Here is a 14,486-nt window from a genome sequence, read left to right as displayed (position 1 = left end):
ATTTGACTACTGGAAGGCAAGGTTGCCGAGGATGCAGCATCGGAGGCGCTTGGGGGCGTGACGGATCTATGACGCGAGTCACATCTGCAGGGGGTGTCGTCAGGCCCACCTGAAGACGGGTGTATTCCCCAGGACGGACACGGGGGGTGCCGCCATGGTCGCCCAAGGTCACCGATCCGTACGTTTCTTCAGGTCAGCCCGTTCCCGGAGAGACCGGAGACCACCATGCCCCAGACCGCCGCAGCCGTCGCGGAACGCCCTCCCGGAGCTACCGCCAGCGAGTTCACGCCGCTCCTGCGCACCGTCAAGGGCCACGGTCTCCTCGACCGCAGGCACGGCTGGTACGCACTCGGCATCACCGTCAACGCACTGGCCCTGGCCGCTGTCATTGCCGGCATCGTCCTGATCGGCCACTCCTGGTGGGTGCTTCTCCTGGCCCCACTACTCGCCGTCCTGTGCGCGCGGACGGCCTTCATAGGCCACGACGCGGGCCACTCCCAGATCACCGCCAACCGGTCCGTGAGCCGCCTGATCGGACTCGTCCACGGCAACCTGCTGCTGGGCATGAGCTACTCCTGGTGGAACGAGAAGCACAACCGCCACCATGCCAACCCCAACCACATCGACAAGGATCCCGACGTCGCCGCCGACGTCCTGGTGTTCACCAGCGAACAGGCGAGCGGCCGGGCCGGCTTTCGCCGCTGGCTCACCCGCAACCAGGCCTGGCTGTTCTTCCCGCTGACCCTCCTCGAAGGCATCGCCCTGAAGATCCACGGCTTCAGGGACCTGCGCCGGCAGCCTCTGCGCGGGCGCATGCTGGAGGGCTCCCTGCTGATGATCCACGTCGCTGCCTACACGACGCTGCTGCTCACCTCCATGTCCATCGGCCAGGCCCTCGCCTTCGCCGCACTCCACCAGGCACTCTTCGGCCTTCACCTGGGCCTGGCCTTCGCGCCGAACCACAAGGGCATGGAAATGCCCGACCCCGAAGGCGAGCGCTGGGGGCATCTGCGCCGCCAGGTCCTCACCTCCCGCAACATTCGCGGCGGCGCTCTCACCGACTGGTTCCTCGGCGGCCTCAACTACCAGATCGAGCACCACCTGTTCCCGAGCATGCCGCGCCCGCACCTGAGGCTGGCCCAGCCCCTGGTGCGCGCCCACTGTCGAGAGTTGGGTATCCCTTACACGGAGACGGGCATCGTGGACTCCTACCGTGCGGCCCTGCGCCACATGAATGAGGTCGGAGAACCCCTCAGGGGCGAGTAGGGGTCGCGACTCAGGGTCGTATCAGGGTCGCGTCCTGGAACCGCGAAGGGCACGGACCCGTTCTCAGGACAGAGAGCGGCAGTGGCCGCGAAGGAGGCGACACAAGATGTCGAAGAACGCGAAGATCGCCGCAGGAGGCGTGGCGGCCGGGCTCATCCTGCTGATCTGGCTGCCCTGGTGGGCCGCCTTTCTGATCATCGTGGGGGTTCCGGCGGCAGCGTATCTGACCCTGGACCCCTCACAGCGGCGCAGGCTGCGCCGCGTCACACGCAAGGAGCTTGGCCGCTGAGACTTCACCGACCGGGTCAGTTCCCTTCCAGCGCACAGGAGTTGACCACACCGCCGCTCGCGGACCTGCCGACGGCACGGTTCGCGAGCGGTGCTTCATCCCGGCGATGAGTGCGTACGGGTCAGAGCGGGCGTACGGCCATCTTGTCCAGCGACTCCAGCAGGCCGGGCAGCTCCGGTCCGCGACCCACCGGCAGGATCTCTCCCGGCTTCTCGTCGAGCAGTACGAAGGCGATGTCGTCGGTCCGGGCCACCATCGACCAGCCCGGACCGTCGGCCCGCAGAGTCCGGGCGCCACCCGGCGCGAAGGACGAGCGCACGCGCCCGAGGGGCGGCGGCGTGTCCACGTACGCGCGGATCTCCGCGAGAACGCGCCGGACACCACCGCGCGGCTCGCCCCCGTCGCTCTCCTGCTTGTCGTCGTCGCGCTGCGCCGTCGCCGCATCGGGAGATTCGCCGCCCGCAGGCACGAACTCCTCGTCGTCGATCTGATCCCGCCAGGCAGCCCACTGGAGCGCTATCTCGTCGGCCCCGAGGCGCCGTTGGGCCGGACCCCAGACCGAGGTGTCCGGCGGGGACAGCGGCTCCCGTTCGGCGATTTCGGGCGCGGGGTCGTGCGGGGCGGGCACATTGGGTGCCGCGACGGCCACGGCCAGCGGCCACCCGGGGAGCGCCGCGACCATCGAGCGATCGTCGGGCGAGAGGTCGTATTCCATGCCGCAGTCCCACGATGCGATGGCGACGGCGACCAGCGACACGTCGTCGACGATGACCGTCCACCGCGCTCCGTCCCCGTCCTGCCCCAGCACCAGGCCGTATCCGTCCGCCAGGGGTGCCAGTCCGAGCGCCGCGCAGGCCTCCGGATAGTCGTCCCCCAGCACGCTGGGGAACTGCGCCGGCGTCAAAAGCACCGCCGTCAGCACATACAGCGCGTCGTCGTCCACGGCGGCGACGGTGGTCTCATCCGTCCCAGCCATCCCAGCCTCCCCATTACTTACGTCCGATCGGCGCACCTTAGTGCGATCGCTCGGCGGTTGTCACGGGACCGGGTGCGCGCGGGAGCTGAGGGCATCCGCCTGGACATGGGCGAAACGGCCATCCGCCACGGTCCGGCCGTCCACCATGCCTGGGCGCCTCGGTACACGCAGTCGGCGTCAGACGGCAGGCAGACCGAGGAGCGTCCGCGCCACCGCGGTGGGCGTCTCGTCGCGTTCCCGCGCGAGGGCGATGACGGCCCGGCACGCCAGCTCGTTCACCCCGAACGACAACGCCTCCGGCGACACCCAGGCCGCGGCCTCGTCGATCCGGTCCTGGTCGTCCTCGGCGCACGCCGACACATAGGCCGCGGCCGCCTCGAAGAGGTTGTGAGTGCGCTTCTCCGGACGCCGGTCCCCCTGAGACCCGGCCGCTTCCGGGCGCGAAAGGAACTTGCGGAGTCTGGCTAACATGCCGGACATGCGGGCCACCTTCCCCCTGTGTGAGTGCCATCGCTGATCGCTCACCTGCTGCTACTCAGCCTGCTACTCAACGTAGAGTTGAAGTCCCGGCACCAGAAGAGGGACGGTGCGGTGAAGCGGCACGGCACATCACCCCGGTGTTCCGTGCGTGGCCACTCCGGAGGGATCCTCAGCCCTCGCGTACGGCCAGTGCGAGGAACCGGGCGTTCTCGTCGACGTACGACGTCATGCGCCAGCCGGAGCCGGACAACAGCGGGCCGAGGTTGGCCTCCGCGCGCAGGTCGTCCGGTGTGATCTGCCGTCCCTGGCGAGCGGCGAGGGCCGCCCGGCCGATGGGATGGAAGAGCGCCAGCTTCCCGCCGGGCCGTATGACACGCGCCAACTCCCGCAGATTCTCCGCAGGGTTCGGCAGATGCGCGACGAGGCCCGCCGCGAAGACGGCGTCGAGCGAAGCTGTGCGCAGGGGGAGCGCAGCCACATCGGCCAGCAGCAGCCGTCCCACACGGTCCCGTCCCGCCCGCACCGCGGCCTCCAGCATGGCGGGAGTCAGGTCCGCGCCCAGAACCACACCGGAGGGCCCCATGGCCTCCCTCAACGGCGGCAGGGCCCGCCCCGTGCCGCAGACCGCGTCCAGTACGTGATCGCCCTTCCGCAGCCCCAGTTCGGCGACCGCCGCGGCGTACGCCGGACCGTCGTCGGGAAACCGGGCGTCCCACCCGGCCGCGCGGGCCGAGAAGAACTCCTGCACGTGTGCGTGGTCGTCGCTCATGCTTCGCATGATCTCGCATCGCCGTGAACCGCGAGGTGCGTACATGTTCGAGCGTGACGCGATCGTTCAGGTACACCATGGCGTCATATTCCAACAGCTTTCGAAATGCGCCCCCTTCATGCGCTCCGGGCCGGACTAGCGTCCCGGAGCCATGGGACACCTGGACCACGCCACCTTCGGCTGGCTGACCCCCGTGCTGTCGTACGTGATGGCCTGCATAGGCGCCGCCCTGGGGCTGCGCTGCACGGTCCGCGCGCTGGGCGCCTCGGGGCGGTCGCGCCGCAACTGGCTGCTCACTGCGGCCTCCGCGATCGGCACGGGCATCTGGACCATGCACTTCGTGGCGATGCTCGGCTTCAGTGTCAGCGGCACCGAGATCCGCTACGACGTGCCGCTGACCATCCTCAGCCTGATCGTCGCGATGGTCGTCGTCGGCGCGGGCGTCTTCGCCGTCGGCTATGGCCGTGACCGAGGCCGGGCACTGTTCCTCGGCGGCCTCACTACCGGCCTCGGCGTGGCGAGCATGCACTACCTCGGCATGGTCGCCCTGCGGCTGCACGGTGACGTGAACTACGACCCGGTGCTGGTCGGGATCTCCGTCGTGATCGCCGTGGTGGCGGCGACCGCGGCACTCTGGGCGGCACTGAACATCAAGTCGCCCGTCGCGGTCGCCGTCGCCTCCCTCGTCATGGGAGTGGCGGTGAGCAGCATGCACTACACCGGGATGATCGCGGTCAGCGTGCGTGTCTCCCCTTCGGGCGAGGCCCTGCCCGGGGCCACGGCGATGCAGTTCATCTTCCCCCTCGCCGTCGGCCTCGGGTCGTACCTCTTCCTGACCTCGGCGTTCGTCGCGCTCTCCCCGACCGCTGGGGAACGCGAGGCCTCCGCATCGGCCCAGCGCCCCGTCGAGAGTGCCGCCCACTAGCGCAGTGACCGCGCCCCGCAGGCGCGCCCCCGAACCACTCCGAGCGAGGAGGCCATGCGTACACCCCGTAGGACCCCAGCAGGCGGCTCACCGCCGCCGCCCTCGACTCCCGCACGGGGCCGCCGCGCGCACGCCGGACCACCGGCCGACGAAGGCTCCGGCCCGGAAGAGCAGGACGGCGCCGCGTCGAGTGAGATACCCACGCGCGCGGGACGTTGGAGCCCGCGCCCCCGCACCGTACGAGCGAAGATCGTCTGCCTGCTGATGGTGCCCGTCATCTCCTTGCTCGCGCTGTGGGCATACGCCACCGTCAGCACGGCCCAAGACGTCGCACGGCTGCGGCAGTTGCAGCGGGTGGACTCCCAGGTGCGTGCCCCGGTGGCCGCCGCCGTCGCCGCACTCCAGGCCGAGCGAACCGCCGCCGTGCGCCGAGCGACTGACGCTTCCGCCGAGAAGGAGAGCAGGCTCAAGCAGCTTGCGGGTCGCACCGACCGGGCGGTAGCGAAGCTGCGGCTCGGGGAGAACAACACCGTCGCCGACAGCCAAGAGCTGCCCTCAGGAGTGGCACAGCGCCTCGAGGCCTTCGTTACCCGTGCCGAGCAACTCCCTTCCCTGCGGACCGCGGTGCTCGAACGGCGGACGGGATGGAAAGAGACGTACGGGCAATACACGCAGACCATTTCGACGGCCTTCTCAGTGGGCGGTGCGCTCACCGGCATCCAGGACGCCGATCTCGGCTCCGACGCGCGCGTGGTATTCGAGTTCGCCCGCGCGGGGGAGGCCCTCGCGCAGGAGGACGCGGTTCTCGCCGGCGCCCGCATCGTCGGCACTCTCGACGGAGAGCGGCTGCGACTGTTCAACGGCGCAGTCCACACCCGCCGGTTGCTCACCGAATCCGCTGTCCCTGACCTGCGCGGGCACGAACAGGCCGCATGGGGTGCCCTCGCGGAGAGCAGCGCCTACGCAGGCCTACGTGCTGCCGAGGACAAGGTGCTCGCGAGCGCACCCGGCCGCAAGGCGGTCCAGGCCGCGCCCGAGGAGACCTGGACAGCACCGCACGCGCGCGTGCAGGACGACATGCGGACGATCGAGACGAACGCGGGCCACGCGGTCGCGGACCAAGCCGACCCGTTCCGGCGCGGCCTCCTCTCACCGGCCGGTGCCGCGGTCCTCCTGGGCCTCGTCGCCGTGGCGGCCTCCCTCGTCATCTCCGTACGCATCGGGCGCGGCCTCGTCGTCGAGTTGGTGAGCCTGCGCAACAGCGCACTGGAGATCGCCCGCCGCAAACTCCCGCACGCCATGCGCAGACTGCGGGCCGGAGAGGAGATCGACGTCCGTGCCGAGGCCCCTCCCGGCCCGCCCGCCGAGGATGAGGCCGGCCAGGTCGCGGAAGCCCTGGGCACCGTGCACCGCGCCGCCCTGCGCGCCGCCGTCGAACGCGCGGAACTCGCCAGCGGCATCTCCGGAGTCTTCGTCAATCTCGCCCGCCGCAGCCAGGTCCTCGTACACCGCCAACTGAACCTGCTGGACAGCATGGAGCGCCGCTCCGACGACCCGGATGAACTCAGCGACCTGTTCCGGCTCGACCACCTGACCACGCGTATGCGCCGCCACGCGGAGAGCCTGATCATCCTCTCCGGAGCCGCTCCCGGCCGGGCCTGGCGAATGCCGGTGTCGCTCTCGAACGTGGTCCGTGCCGCCGTGTCCGAAGTCGAGGACTACGCGCGCGTGGAGGTACGACACCTCCCGGAGACGTCGGTCGTCGGAGCCGCGGTCGCCGACCTCACGCACCTCCTGGCCGAAATCGTCGAGAACGCCGCCCAGTTCTCGCCGCCCCACACCAAGGTGCGCATCACCGGCGAACCGGTCGGCAACGGCTACGCGTTGGAGATCGAAGACCGGGGCCTCGGTATGGGCAAGGAGACCCTCGCCGAAGCGAACCGTCGCATCGAGCAGTCCGAGGCACTCGACTTGTTCGACAGCGACCGGCTCGGGCTCTTCGTGGTGAGCAGGCTCGCCGCCCGGCACGGCATCAAGGTGCACCTGCGGACCTCGCCCTTCGGCGGCACCACCGCGGTGGTCCTGCTGCCCACGGCACTGCTCCAGACACCCGCGCCTTCCGGTGCCCACCGGGAGGAAACGGGACCGCCCGCAGAACGCGAGTACGCGCGCGTGCCCGCCGCCGCCCCACAACAGGACTCCGTAGAGCCCCAGAACGGACGACCCGCTCTGGTGGCCCCCTTACAGGTGGCCATGCAGGCCTCCGGAGACCTGCCGAGGGCCGACGCGAACGGCTCGCACGACGCTCCACCGCCCGGCGTCACCACCCTGCGGCTGCACCGACCGCCCGACGACACGCAGGAACCGGATGAGCTCCCACGGCGCGTACGACAGGCGAGTCTCGCCCCGCAACTGCGCGAGGAGCGCCCCGCCGAGCCCACGACCGCGGCGGACCCTCAGAGCGACGAGGACCGCACCCCTGAGCTGGTGCGGGACCGTATGGCGGCCTACCGCGCCGGCTGGGCCCGCGGCGGTGGCCGCTCACCCGGCCTTGGCGCAACCCCCGACCCCGCACCGGGCGGCGACGGCAGTGAAGGAGACCTCGCATGATCCACGACCAGGGCATGGGGACCAGTCAGCGAACCCGTGAACTCGACTGGCTGCTGGACGACTTGGTGACCCGCGTCGGTGAGGTACGGCACGCCGTGGTGCTGTCCAACGACGGGCTCGCGATGGGCGCGTCCGGCGCCCTCACACGGGAGGACGCCGAGCACCTCGCCGCGGTCGCCTCGGGCTTCAACAGCCTGGCCAAGGGCGCCGGCCGCCACTTCGGCGTCGGCGGCGTACGCCAGACCATGGTGGAGATGGACGACGGCTTCCTGTTCGTGGCCGCCGCCGGCGACGGCTCCTGCCTCGCCGTCCTCAGCGCCGTGACGGCCGACATAGGGCTGGTCGCCTACGAAATGGCCCTCCTGGTCAAGCGGGTGGGCGAGCACCTCTCCACCGCTCCGCGTGCCGCCGCGCGACCGGCCACGTCCGGGTGAGCGAAGGACGGCGGACATGACCGAAGACAGAACCGGCCCCCCTGAGCAGCCAGGCAGCCAGTGGTACGACGACGAGGCCGGGCCCCTCGTCCGCCCGTACGCGATGACGGGCGGACGCACCAAACCCGGACCCACCGGAGCGCGCTTCGACCTGATCGCACTCGTCACGCTGCACACGGGCGCCCCGGACGTCGGCGACGACACCTCGCTCGGCCCGGAACACCTGGCCCTCATCGACCTCTGCCGTGCGGAGACCCAGTCCGTCGCCGAACTGGCCGCAGGCGCCGACCTGCCCGTCGGCGTGGTCCGGGTGCTCCTCGGAGACCTCCTCGAGGGAGGCCGCGTCACAGTCAGCCGCCCCGTGCCACCCGCCCAGCTGCCCGACGAGCGCATCCTGCGCGAGGTCATCGAGGGACTGAGAGCACTGTGATGCGGACCCGAACCCACGCCGGCCGTGCCCGGCACTCCCGAGAGAAGTGATCGATGGCCTCCGAGCACCCCGACGCCCCGAACGCCGAGACGGCCCCACTGGCCCTGAAGATTCTGGTCGCCGGCGGCTTCGGCGTGGGCAAGACCACCCTCGTAGGAGCCGTCAGCGAGATCAAGCCGCTGCGCACCGAGGAACTGCTCAGCGAGGTGGGCCAGTCGGTCGACGACACCGACGGTGTCGACCACAAGGTCACGACCACCGTCGCCATGGACTTCGGCCGCATCACCATCAGGTCCGGTCTGTCGCTCTATCTGTTCGGGACGCCGGGACAGGACCGGTTCTGGTTCTTGTGGGACGAACTGTCACAGGGCGCCCTCGGTGCCGTCGTCCTCGCGGACACCCGGCGGCTCGGGGACTGCTTCCCCGCAGTCGACTACTTCGAGCACCGGCACATCCCGTTCGTCGTGGCCGTCAACTGCTTCGCGGATGCGCGCACTTACGGCGCTCACGAGGTGTCACGCGCCCTCGACCTCGACCGCGGCACACCCGTCGTGCTCTGCGATGCCCGTGACCGCGACTCGGGGAAGGAGGTGCTGATCCGTCTCGTCGAGTACGCCGGGCGGATGCACACCGCCCGGCTGCTCGACTCCGTCGGCTGACGCTCCGCCTCGCTCAGTCCGAGACGGCGGCCTGGGCGAGGACCTTCTCGATGCTCACCCGCACAAGGAGTTCGCCCGGTACGCCGTTGCGGGCGGCGAACTCCTCGGCCCGGTCCTCGCCCATGTAACGCGCCCCTATCCGCCCGGCCCAGAGCCGGACCTCTTCAAGATCCTCCGAGATCCGAGCCCGCCCCCGCAGGATCACGAAGGCGTACGGGGGCCGGTCGTCGTCCACGCACAGGGCGACCCGGCCGTCCCGGGCCAGATTCCGCCCCTTGACGGTGTCCTTCCCGGTGTTGAAGACAAGGTCGTCCCCATCGAGCACGAACCAGATCGGCGCCACATGCGGACTTCCGTCCGCTCGAACGGTCGACAGCTTGCCGGTGCGGGTGCCCTCGGAGACGAACGCCCGCCATTCCTCATCGGTCATGTTCTGTGCCATGACCCCATCATGCTTGCCCCGACAGAGGCTGTGGGGAAGGCTGGCTCGTCAGAACCTCAGACCAGAGGTGACTCACAACACGGGGAGACGGATCATGGAGCAGAACCAGGGACTCGGCTGGTTGCTGGACGACCTGACCGAGCGCGTCGAACACGTACGACATGCGCTGGTGCTGTCCAACGACGGGCTGGTCACGGCGGCCAGTACGGGACTCAGGCGCGAGGACGCCGAACACCTCGCCGCCGTCTCCTCGGGGCTGCACAGCCTGGCCAAGGGCTCGGGGCGGCACTTCGGCGCCGGCCAAGTCCGGCAGACCATGATCGAGTTCGATGATGCGGTGCTGTTCGTCACGGCGGCGGGCACCGGCAGCTGCCTGTGCGTGCTCAGCGCGGCCGAAGCGGACATCGGCCAGGTCGCCTACGAGATGACTCTGCTCGTCAACCGCGTCGGTGAACACCTCGACATCGATGCGCGACAGCCGGAACACGCACCTGCCATAGACACCTGACCTGCAAGAACGTCGACCCGCTCCAGGTTATCCACAGGCCGAGCGGGAGGCGAGGCAAACCGGTTACGGTTTTTCTCGAAGCGAGCGCACGCATACGGCGCAAGCAAGGCAAAGGCACGCAAGTGCACATCGCTGTACGGGGGAGAACCACCATGTCCGGCAACACCATCACGCAATCCGCCCTGCCCACCACCACCCCGCGCCCCGCGCAGGCGGTCCGGCCGGCCCTCACACCGAGCCACGCCGCACGGGAACTGGGTCTCAAACGAGGCGAATTCGACCTCGCCGTCCGACTCGGATGCATCAGGACCCTTCCCGACGAAGGGGGCGGAGGCCGCCGCGTGGCCCGCACGGAAATCGACCGGGTGCGCTCCGAAACCGGCTTTCCCGACGTGCTCCGCGAACGCGTCAAGGCCGTGGGCACCGCCGAGGGCGCAGCCCTCATGGGGGTGTCGGCGGCCCGGTTCACGCGGTTCGCACGCCTCGGCCTGATCGCGCCCGTCAAGTGGTACCTCAACCGGTACAGGGCCGTGGTCTGGCTGTATCTGGCAGAGGAACTGCGGCAGTTCGCCGCGAGCGAGGACAACGCCCGGCTGTTGAGGGGGCGTACGCCCGAGGGACTGCGCGCCCAGTTGGACGCGGGCGTGGACCTGCGGGCCCGCAACTGGCGGGGACGGCACGTGGGGTTTCTGCTGCGGCAGACCGAGGATCCCTGGGCGCGGGCCGCGGCCGTGGCATCCCTGCTGGATCCCGTGCAGGTCGCGGAGATCATCGAGGACCCGTACGAACGCGCCTATCTGAACCGCTTCCACCCCGACCAGACGGCCCACGGCGCGCCCGATTCACCCGCCGCCCACGTCGCCGTACGGATCATGACGGCGCAGGACCCGGACGAGATCAGCTGGCTCCGCAGCGACCTGGCGAACGCGATCGAGGAGGCACGAGAGCACCGGCCCGCCCCACGTCCGACGCCGAGGGGAGCCGAGACACCGCGTGCGCGTCCGAAGCCACGACCGGTCGAGGAGCAGGGGAGCGTCGAGGAACCGGAACGGTCCCGCCGCCGCTTCGGATGGCTGCGCCGCAGAAACCTCTGACCCGTCGAGGGTTGAGCTTGGAGCCGCTGACTGATTCAGACGCCAGACAAGATCAGCCCAGCTTCCTGAACAACCCCTCCTGGACGACGGACACGATCAGCTGTCCGTCGAGGTTGTAGATCCGCCCGCGCGCCAGGCCCCGGCCACCGGTCGCGATCGGTGACTCCTGGTCGTACAGGAACCACTCGTCCGCGCGGAACGGCCGGTGGAACCACATGGCGTGGTCCAGAGAAGCCATGTCGAAGCCGCGAGGACCCCAGAGCGGTTCCACCGGGATGCGGACGGCATCCAGGAGGGTCATGTCGCTCGCGTAGGTGAGCGCGCAGGTGTGGATCAGCGGGTCGTCGCCCAGAGGGCCGACGGCGCGCATCCATACGGCGCTGCGTGGTTCGGCGTGCTCGACCTCCTCGGGGGTCCAGCGCATCCGGTCCACGTAGCGGATGTCGAAGGGCTGGCGGCGGGCCATGCGCTCCAACGTCTCGGGGAGCGCGCCCAGATGCTCCTTGATCTCCTGAGTGACGGTCGGGAGCGACTCAGGATCCGGGACCTCGCGGGCCGGCGGTAGCTGGTGCTCGAAGCTCCCCTCTTCAGGCTTGTGGAAGGAGGCGGTCAGATTGAAGATCGTGCGGCCCTGCTGCACGGCGGTGACCCGGCGCGTGGTGAACGACCGCCCGTCGCGGACCCGTTCGACCTGGTACACGATCGGCACGCCCGGCCGGCCCGGGCGCAGGAAGTACGCATGCAGCGAGTGCACCGGCCGTTCCCCGTCCGTGGTGCGGCCTGCGGCGACGAGGGCCTGGCCGGCGACCTGCCCGCCGAAGACCCGCTGCAGGGACTCCTGCGGGCTGCGGCCACGGAAGATGTTGACCTCGATCTGCTCCAGGTCGAGCAGGTCGACGAGTCGTTCCGCTGGGTTCGTCATGTGTCAGCTTCTCCTGTGCTCACAGCTGGCCGACGTCGGTGACCTTGACGATGGCACGTCCCTCGGCGTCGGAGGCGGCGAGGTCGACCTCCGCGCTGATGCCCCAGTCGTGATCGCCGTTCGGATCGGCGAAGGTCTGCCGGACCCGCCACAGGCCATTCTGCGGCTCCTCCTCGATGAGCAACAGCTTGGGGCCGCGGGCGTCGGGGCCGGTGCCGAGGTCGTCGTACTCGTCCCAGTACTTGTCCATGGCCTCGCTCCAGGCATCGGCATCCCAGCCCGACTCGGCGTCCAGCTCGCCGAGTTCCTCGACGTGGTCGAGGGCGGCGAGTTCGACACGGCGGAACATGGCGTTGCGGACGAGGACGCGGAAGGCGCGTGCGTTCGCGGTGACCGGCCTCACCTGGTCGGCCTTCTCCTGGGCCTCCTCGGCCGTCATCTCCTCCGGGTTGGCGAGCTGCTCCCACTCGTCGAGGAGGCTGGAGTCGACCTGCCGCACCATCTCGCCGAGCCAGGCGATCAGGTCCTCCAGGTCCTCGGACTTGAGGTCGTCCGGGACGGTGTGATCAAGAGCCTTGTAGGCACTGGCGAGGTAGCGCAGCACGATGCCCTCGGTGCGGGCAAGCTCGTAGAAGGAGACGAACTCCGTGAAGGACAGGGCCCGTTCGTACATGTCGCGGATGACGGACTTCGGCGACAGCGGATGGTCGCCGACCCACGGATGGCTCTTGCGGTAGGTGTTGTACGCGTGGAAGAGGAGCTCCTCCAACGGCTTCGGGTACGTCACGTCCTGGAGCCGCTCCATCCGCTCCTCGTACTCGACGCCGTCCGCCTTCATCGCCGCCACGGCCTCGCCACGGGCCTTGTTCTGCTGGGCGGCGAGGATCTGCCGAGGGTCGTCCAGCGTCGACTCGACGACGGACACCATGTCCAGCGCGTAGGAAGGGGACTCCGGTTCCAGGAGCTCGAAGGCGGCGAGGGCGAAGGTGGACAGCGGCTGGTTGAGGGCGAAGTCCTGCTGCAGATCGACCGTCAGGCGCACGATACGGCCCTGGGCATCCGGCTCGTCGAGCTTCTCGACGATGCCGCCGTCCAGCAGCGAGCGGTAGATGGCGATCGCGCGCCGGATGTGTCGCAACTGCTGCTTGCGCGGCTCATGGTTGTCCTCCAGCAGATTGCGCATCGCATCGAAGGCGTTGCCGGGCCGGGCGATCACCGACAGAAGCATCGTGTGCGTCACCCGGAACCGGGAGGTGAGCGGCTCCGGATCGGAGGAGATGAGCTTCTCGAAGGTGTTCTCCGTCCAGCCGACGAACCCCTCGGGAGCCTTCTTGCGGACCACCTTGCGACGCTTCTTCGGATCGTCGCCCGCCTTGGCGAGGGCCTTCTCGTTCTCGACGACATGCTCGGGAGCCTGGGCGACGACGAACCCGGCCGTGTCGAAGCCCGCCCGGCCGGCACGGCCCGCGATCTGGTGGAACTCACGTGCGCGAAGCGTCCGCACACGGTTGCCGTCGTACTTCGCCAGAGCAGTGAACAGCACTGTGCGGATAGGGACGTTGACGCCGACACCGAGGGTGTCGGTACCACAGATGACCTTCAGGAGACCGGCCTGGGCCAGCTTCTCCACCAGTCGCCGGTACTTGGGCAGCATGCCGGCGTGATGCACACCGATGCCGTGCCGCACGTAACGGGACAGATTGCGGCCGAACTTGGTGGTGAAGCGGAAGTTGCCGATCAGCTCGGCGATCTGGTCCTTCTCCGCGCGCGTGCACATGTTGATGCTCATCAGCGCCTGGGCCCGCTCCACCGCCTGAGCCTGGGTGAAGTGCACGATGTAGACGGGGGCCTGCTTGGTCTCGAGGAGTTCGGTGAGCGTCTCCGTGAGCGGCGTCAGCCGGTACTCGTAGGACAGCGGCACGGGCCGCGTCGCCGAGCGGACGACCGAGGTGGGGCGGCCGGTCCGCCGGGTGAGGTCCTTCTCGAACATCGAGACATCGCCGAGCGTGGCGGACATCAGGATGAACTGGGCCTGCGGCAGTTCGAGGATCGGGATCTGCCAGGCCCAGCCGCGGTCGCCCTCGGCGTAGAAGTGGAACTCGTCCATGACGACCTGGCCGACATCGGCCCGCTTGCCGTCGCGGAGCGCGATGGACGCCAGGACCTCCGCCGTGCAGCAGATGACGGGGGCGTCGGCGTTGACGGAGGCGTCGCCGGTCAGCATGCCGACGTTCTCGGTGCCGAAGAGCTTGCACAGTTCGAAGAACTTCTCCGAGACGAGCGCCTTGATCGGTGCCGTGTAGAAAGTGACCTCGTCCCGGGCGAGCGCCGCGAAGTGCGCACCGGCGGCGATCAGGCTCTTGCCCGAGCCGGTGGGCGTCGACACGATCACATTCGCACCCGACACCACCTCGATCAGCGCCTCCTCCTGGTGGGGATAGAGCGCGATACCGCGTTCCCCGGTCCACGACTCGAAGGCTTCGTAGAGGGCGTCGGGATCTGCGGTCTGCGGCAGCTGATCGATAAGGGTCACGTCCCCATCTTGCCTGTGATCCCGGGCAATGAGGGAATCGGTTGCCGGACAGAAGATCACGAACGCTACGCTGTGGCGCCGACGAGGCATCAGCGCACATCGACAACTGGGCGCGAGCACACCGAGTACACGAGGAATGGGGCGGGGCG

The 14,486-nt window shown here is 69.4% G+C and carries 15 protein-coding genes; 9 read left to right on the top strand and 6 right to left on the bottom strand.

The features are described 5' to 3' along the window. Nucleotides 1-225 precede the first annotated feature (225 nt). Together OHT21_RS02285 and OHT21_RS02280 are read left to right on the top strand one after the other, a co-directional pair. Entirely contained in the window at nucleotides 226-1,266 is a 1,041-nt protein-coding gene (locus tag OHT21_RS02285; RefSeq protein ID WP_328766465.1) for an acyl-CoA desaturase, read from the top strand. A 106-nt stretch (nucleotides 1,267-1,372) separates the two neighbouring features. Further along, nucleotides 1,373-1,555, top strand: coding sequence for a hypothetical protein (locus OHT21_RS02280; protein ID WP_033322903.1), 183 nt, complete (start codon nucleotides 1,373-1,375; stop codon nucleotides 1,553-1,555). Between the two features lie 121 nt (nucleotides 1,556-1,676). Here OHT21_RS02280 and OHT21_RS02275 read toward each other — a convergent pair whose 3' ends face one another. The 3 genes from OHT21_RS02275 to OHT21_RS02265 all read right to left on the bottom strand — a co-directional run bounded on the left by OHT21_RS02275 (nucleotide 1,677) and on the right by OHT21_RS02265 (nucleotide 3,780). Next, a complete protein-coding gene (locus tag OHT21_RS02275; protein ID WP_328766464.1) occupies nucleotides 1,677-2,531 on the bottom strand; it encodes a hypothetical protein in 855 nt (284 codons plus the stop codon). A gap of 177 nt (nucleotides 2,532-2,708) precedes the next feature. Next, nucleotides 2,709-3,002 carry a hypothetical protein gene (locus OHT21_RS02270; RefSeq protein ID WP_328773935.1) on the bottom strand — a complete coding sequence of 98 codons (294 nt, stop codon included), beginning with the start codon at nucleotides 3,000-3,002 and terminating at the stop codon, nucleotides 2,709-2,711. Nucleotides 3,003-3,180: 178 nt separating this feature from the next. Further along, nucleotides 3,181-3,780 carry a class I SAM-dependent methyltransferase gene (locus OHT21_RS02265; protein ID WP_328766463.1) on the bottom strand — a complete coding sequence of 200 codons (600 nt, stop codon included), beginning with the start codon at nucleotides 3,778-3,780 and terminating at the stop codon, nucleotides 3,181-3,183. Between the two features lie 151 nt (nucleotides 3,781-3,931). On the opposite strand from OHT21_RS02265, the gene OHT21_RS02260 reads away from it, so the two are divergent. The 5 genes from OHT21_RS02260 to OHT21_RS02240 are packed head-to-tail and all read left to right on the top strand — an operon-like array spanning nucleotide 3,932 to nucleotide 8,838. Then, nucleotides 3,932-4,705 carry an MHYT domain-containing protein gene (locus OHT21_RS02260; RefSeq protein ID WP_328766462.1) on the top strand — a complete coding sequence of 258 codons (774 nt, stop codon included), beginning with the start codon at nucleotides 3,932-3,934 and terminating at the stop codon, nucleotides 4,703-4,705. A gap of 54 nt (nucleotides 4,706-4,759) precedes the next feature. Beyond that, a complete protein-coding gene (locus OHT21_RS02255) occupies nucleotides 4,760-7,315 on the top strand; it encodes a sensor histidine kinase (RefSeq protein WP_328766461.1) in 2,556 nt (851 codons plus the stop codon). Further along, on the top strand, nucleotides 7,312-7,749 hold the full coding sequence (locus tag OHT21_RS02250) for a roadblock/LC7 domain-containing protein (RefSeq protein ID WP_328766460.1): 438 nt from the start codon (nucleotides 7,312-7,314) through the stop codon (nucleotides 7,747-7,749). Before OHT21_RS02255 ends, OHT21_RS02250 begins: the two co-directional genes overlap by 4 nt. A gap of 16 nt (nucleotides 7,750-7,765) precedes the next feature. Next, on the top strand, nucleotides 7,766-8,179 hold the full coding sequence (locus OHT21_RS02245) for a DUF742 domain-containing protein (protein ID WP_328766459.1): 414 nt from the start codon (nucleotides 7,766-7,768) through the stop codon (nucleotides 8,177-8,179). A 53-nt stretch (nucleotides 8,180-8,232) separates the two neighbouring features. Further along, entirely contained in the window at nucleotides 8,233-8,838 is a 606-nt protein-coding gene (locus OHT21_RS02240) for a GTP-binding protein (protein WP_328766458.1), read from the top strand. 13 nt (nucleotides 8,839-8,851) lie between these two features. Here OHT21_RS02240 and OHT21_RS02235 read toward each other — a convergent pair whose 3' ends face one another. Continuing rightward, nucleotides 8,852-9,280 (bottom strand): PPOX class F420-dependent oxidoreductase, encoded by a 429-nt coding sequence (locus OHT21_RS02235; RefSeq protein WP_328766457.1) that lies wholly within the window; start codon nucleotides 9,278-9,280, stop codon nucleotides 8,852-8,854. Between the two features lie 94 nt (nucleotides 9,281-9,374). On the opposite strand from OHT21_RS02235, the gene OHT21_RS02230 reads away from it, so the two are divergent. After that, the gene (locus OHT21_RS02230) at nucleotides 9,375-9,788 is read left to right on the top strand and encodes a roadblock/LC7 domain-containing protein (protein ID WP_328766456.1); all 414 of its coding nucleotides are present in this window, start codon (nucleotides 9,375-9,377) and stop codon (nucleotides 9,786-9,788) included. A gap of 152 nt (nucleotides 9,789-9,940) precedes the next feature. After that, nucleotides 9,941-10,882, top strand: a complete 942-nt coding sequence (locus OHT21_RS02225; protein WP_328766455.1) for a DUF6397 family protein — start codon at nucleotides 9,941-9,943, stop codon at nucleotides 10,880-10,882. Nucleotides 10,883-10,934: 52 nt separating this feature from the next. On the opposite strand, the gene OHT21_RS02220 is transcribed toward OHT21_RS02225, so the two are convergent. Together OHT21_RS02220 and OHT21_RS02215 are read right to left on the bottom strand one after the other, a co-directional pair. Beyond that, on the bottom strand, nucleotides 10,935-11,804 hold the full coding sequence (locus OHT21_RS02220; RefSeq protein ID WP_328766454.1) for an acyl-CoA thioesterase: 870 nt from the start codon (nucleotides 11,802-11,804) through the stop codon (nucleotides 10,935-10,937). A 19-nt stretch (nucleotides 11,805-11,823) separates the two neighbouring features. After that, nucleotides 11,824-14,337 carry a DEAD/DEAH box helicase gene (locus OHT21_RS02215; protein WP_328766453.1) on the bottom strand — a complete coding sequence of 838 codons (2,514 nt, stop codon included), beginning with the start codon at nucleotides 14,335-14,337 and terminating at the stop codon, nucleotides 11,824-11,826. Nucleotides 14,338-14,486 lie beyond the last annotated feature (149 nt).

It is taken from the genome of Streptomyces sp. NBC_00286 (genome assembly GCF_036173125.1).
Classification (GTDB): Bacteria; Actinomycetota; Actinomycetes; order Streptomycetales; family Streptomycetaceae; genus Streptomyces.
This window is presented reverse-complemented; position numbering and strand designations above follow the sequence as displayed.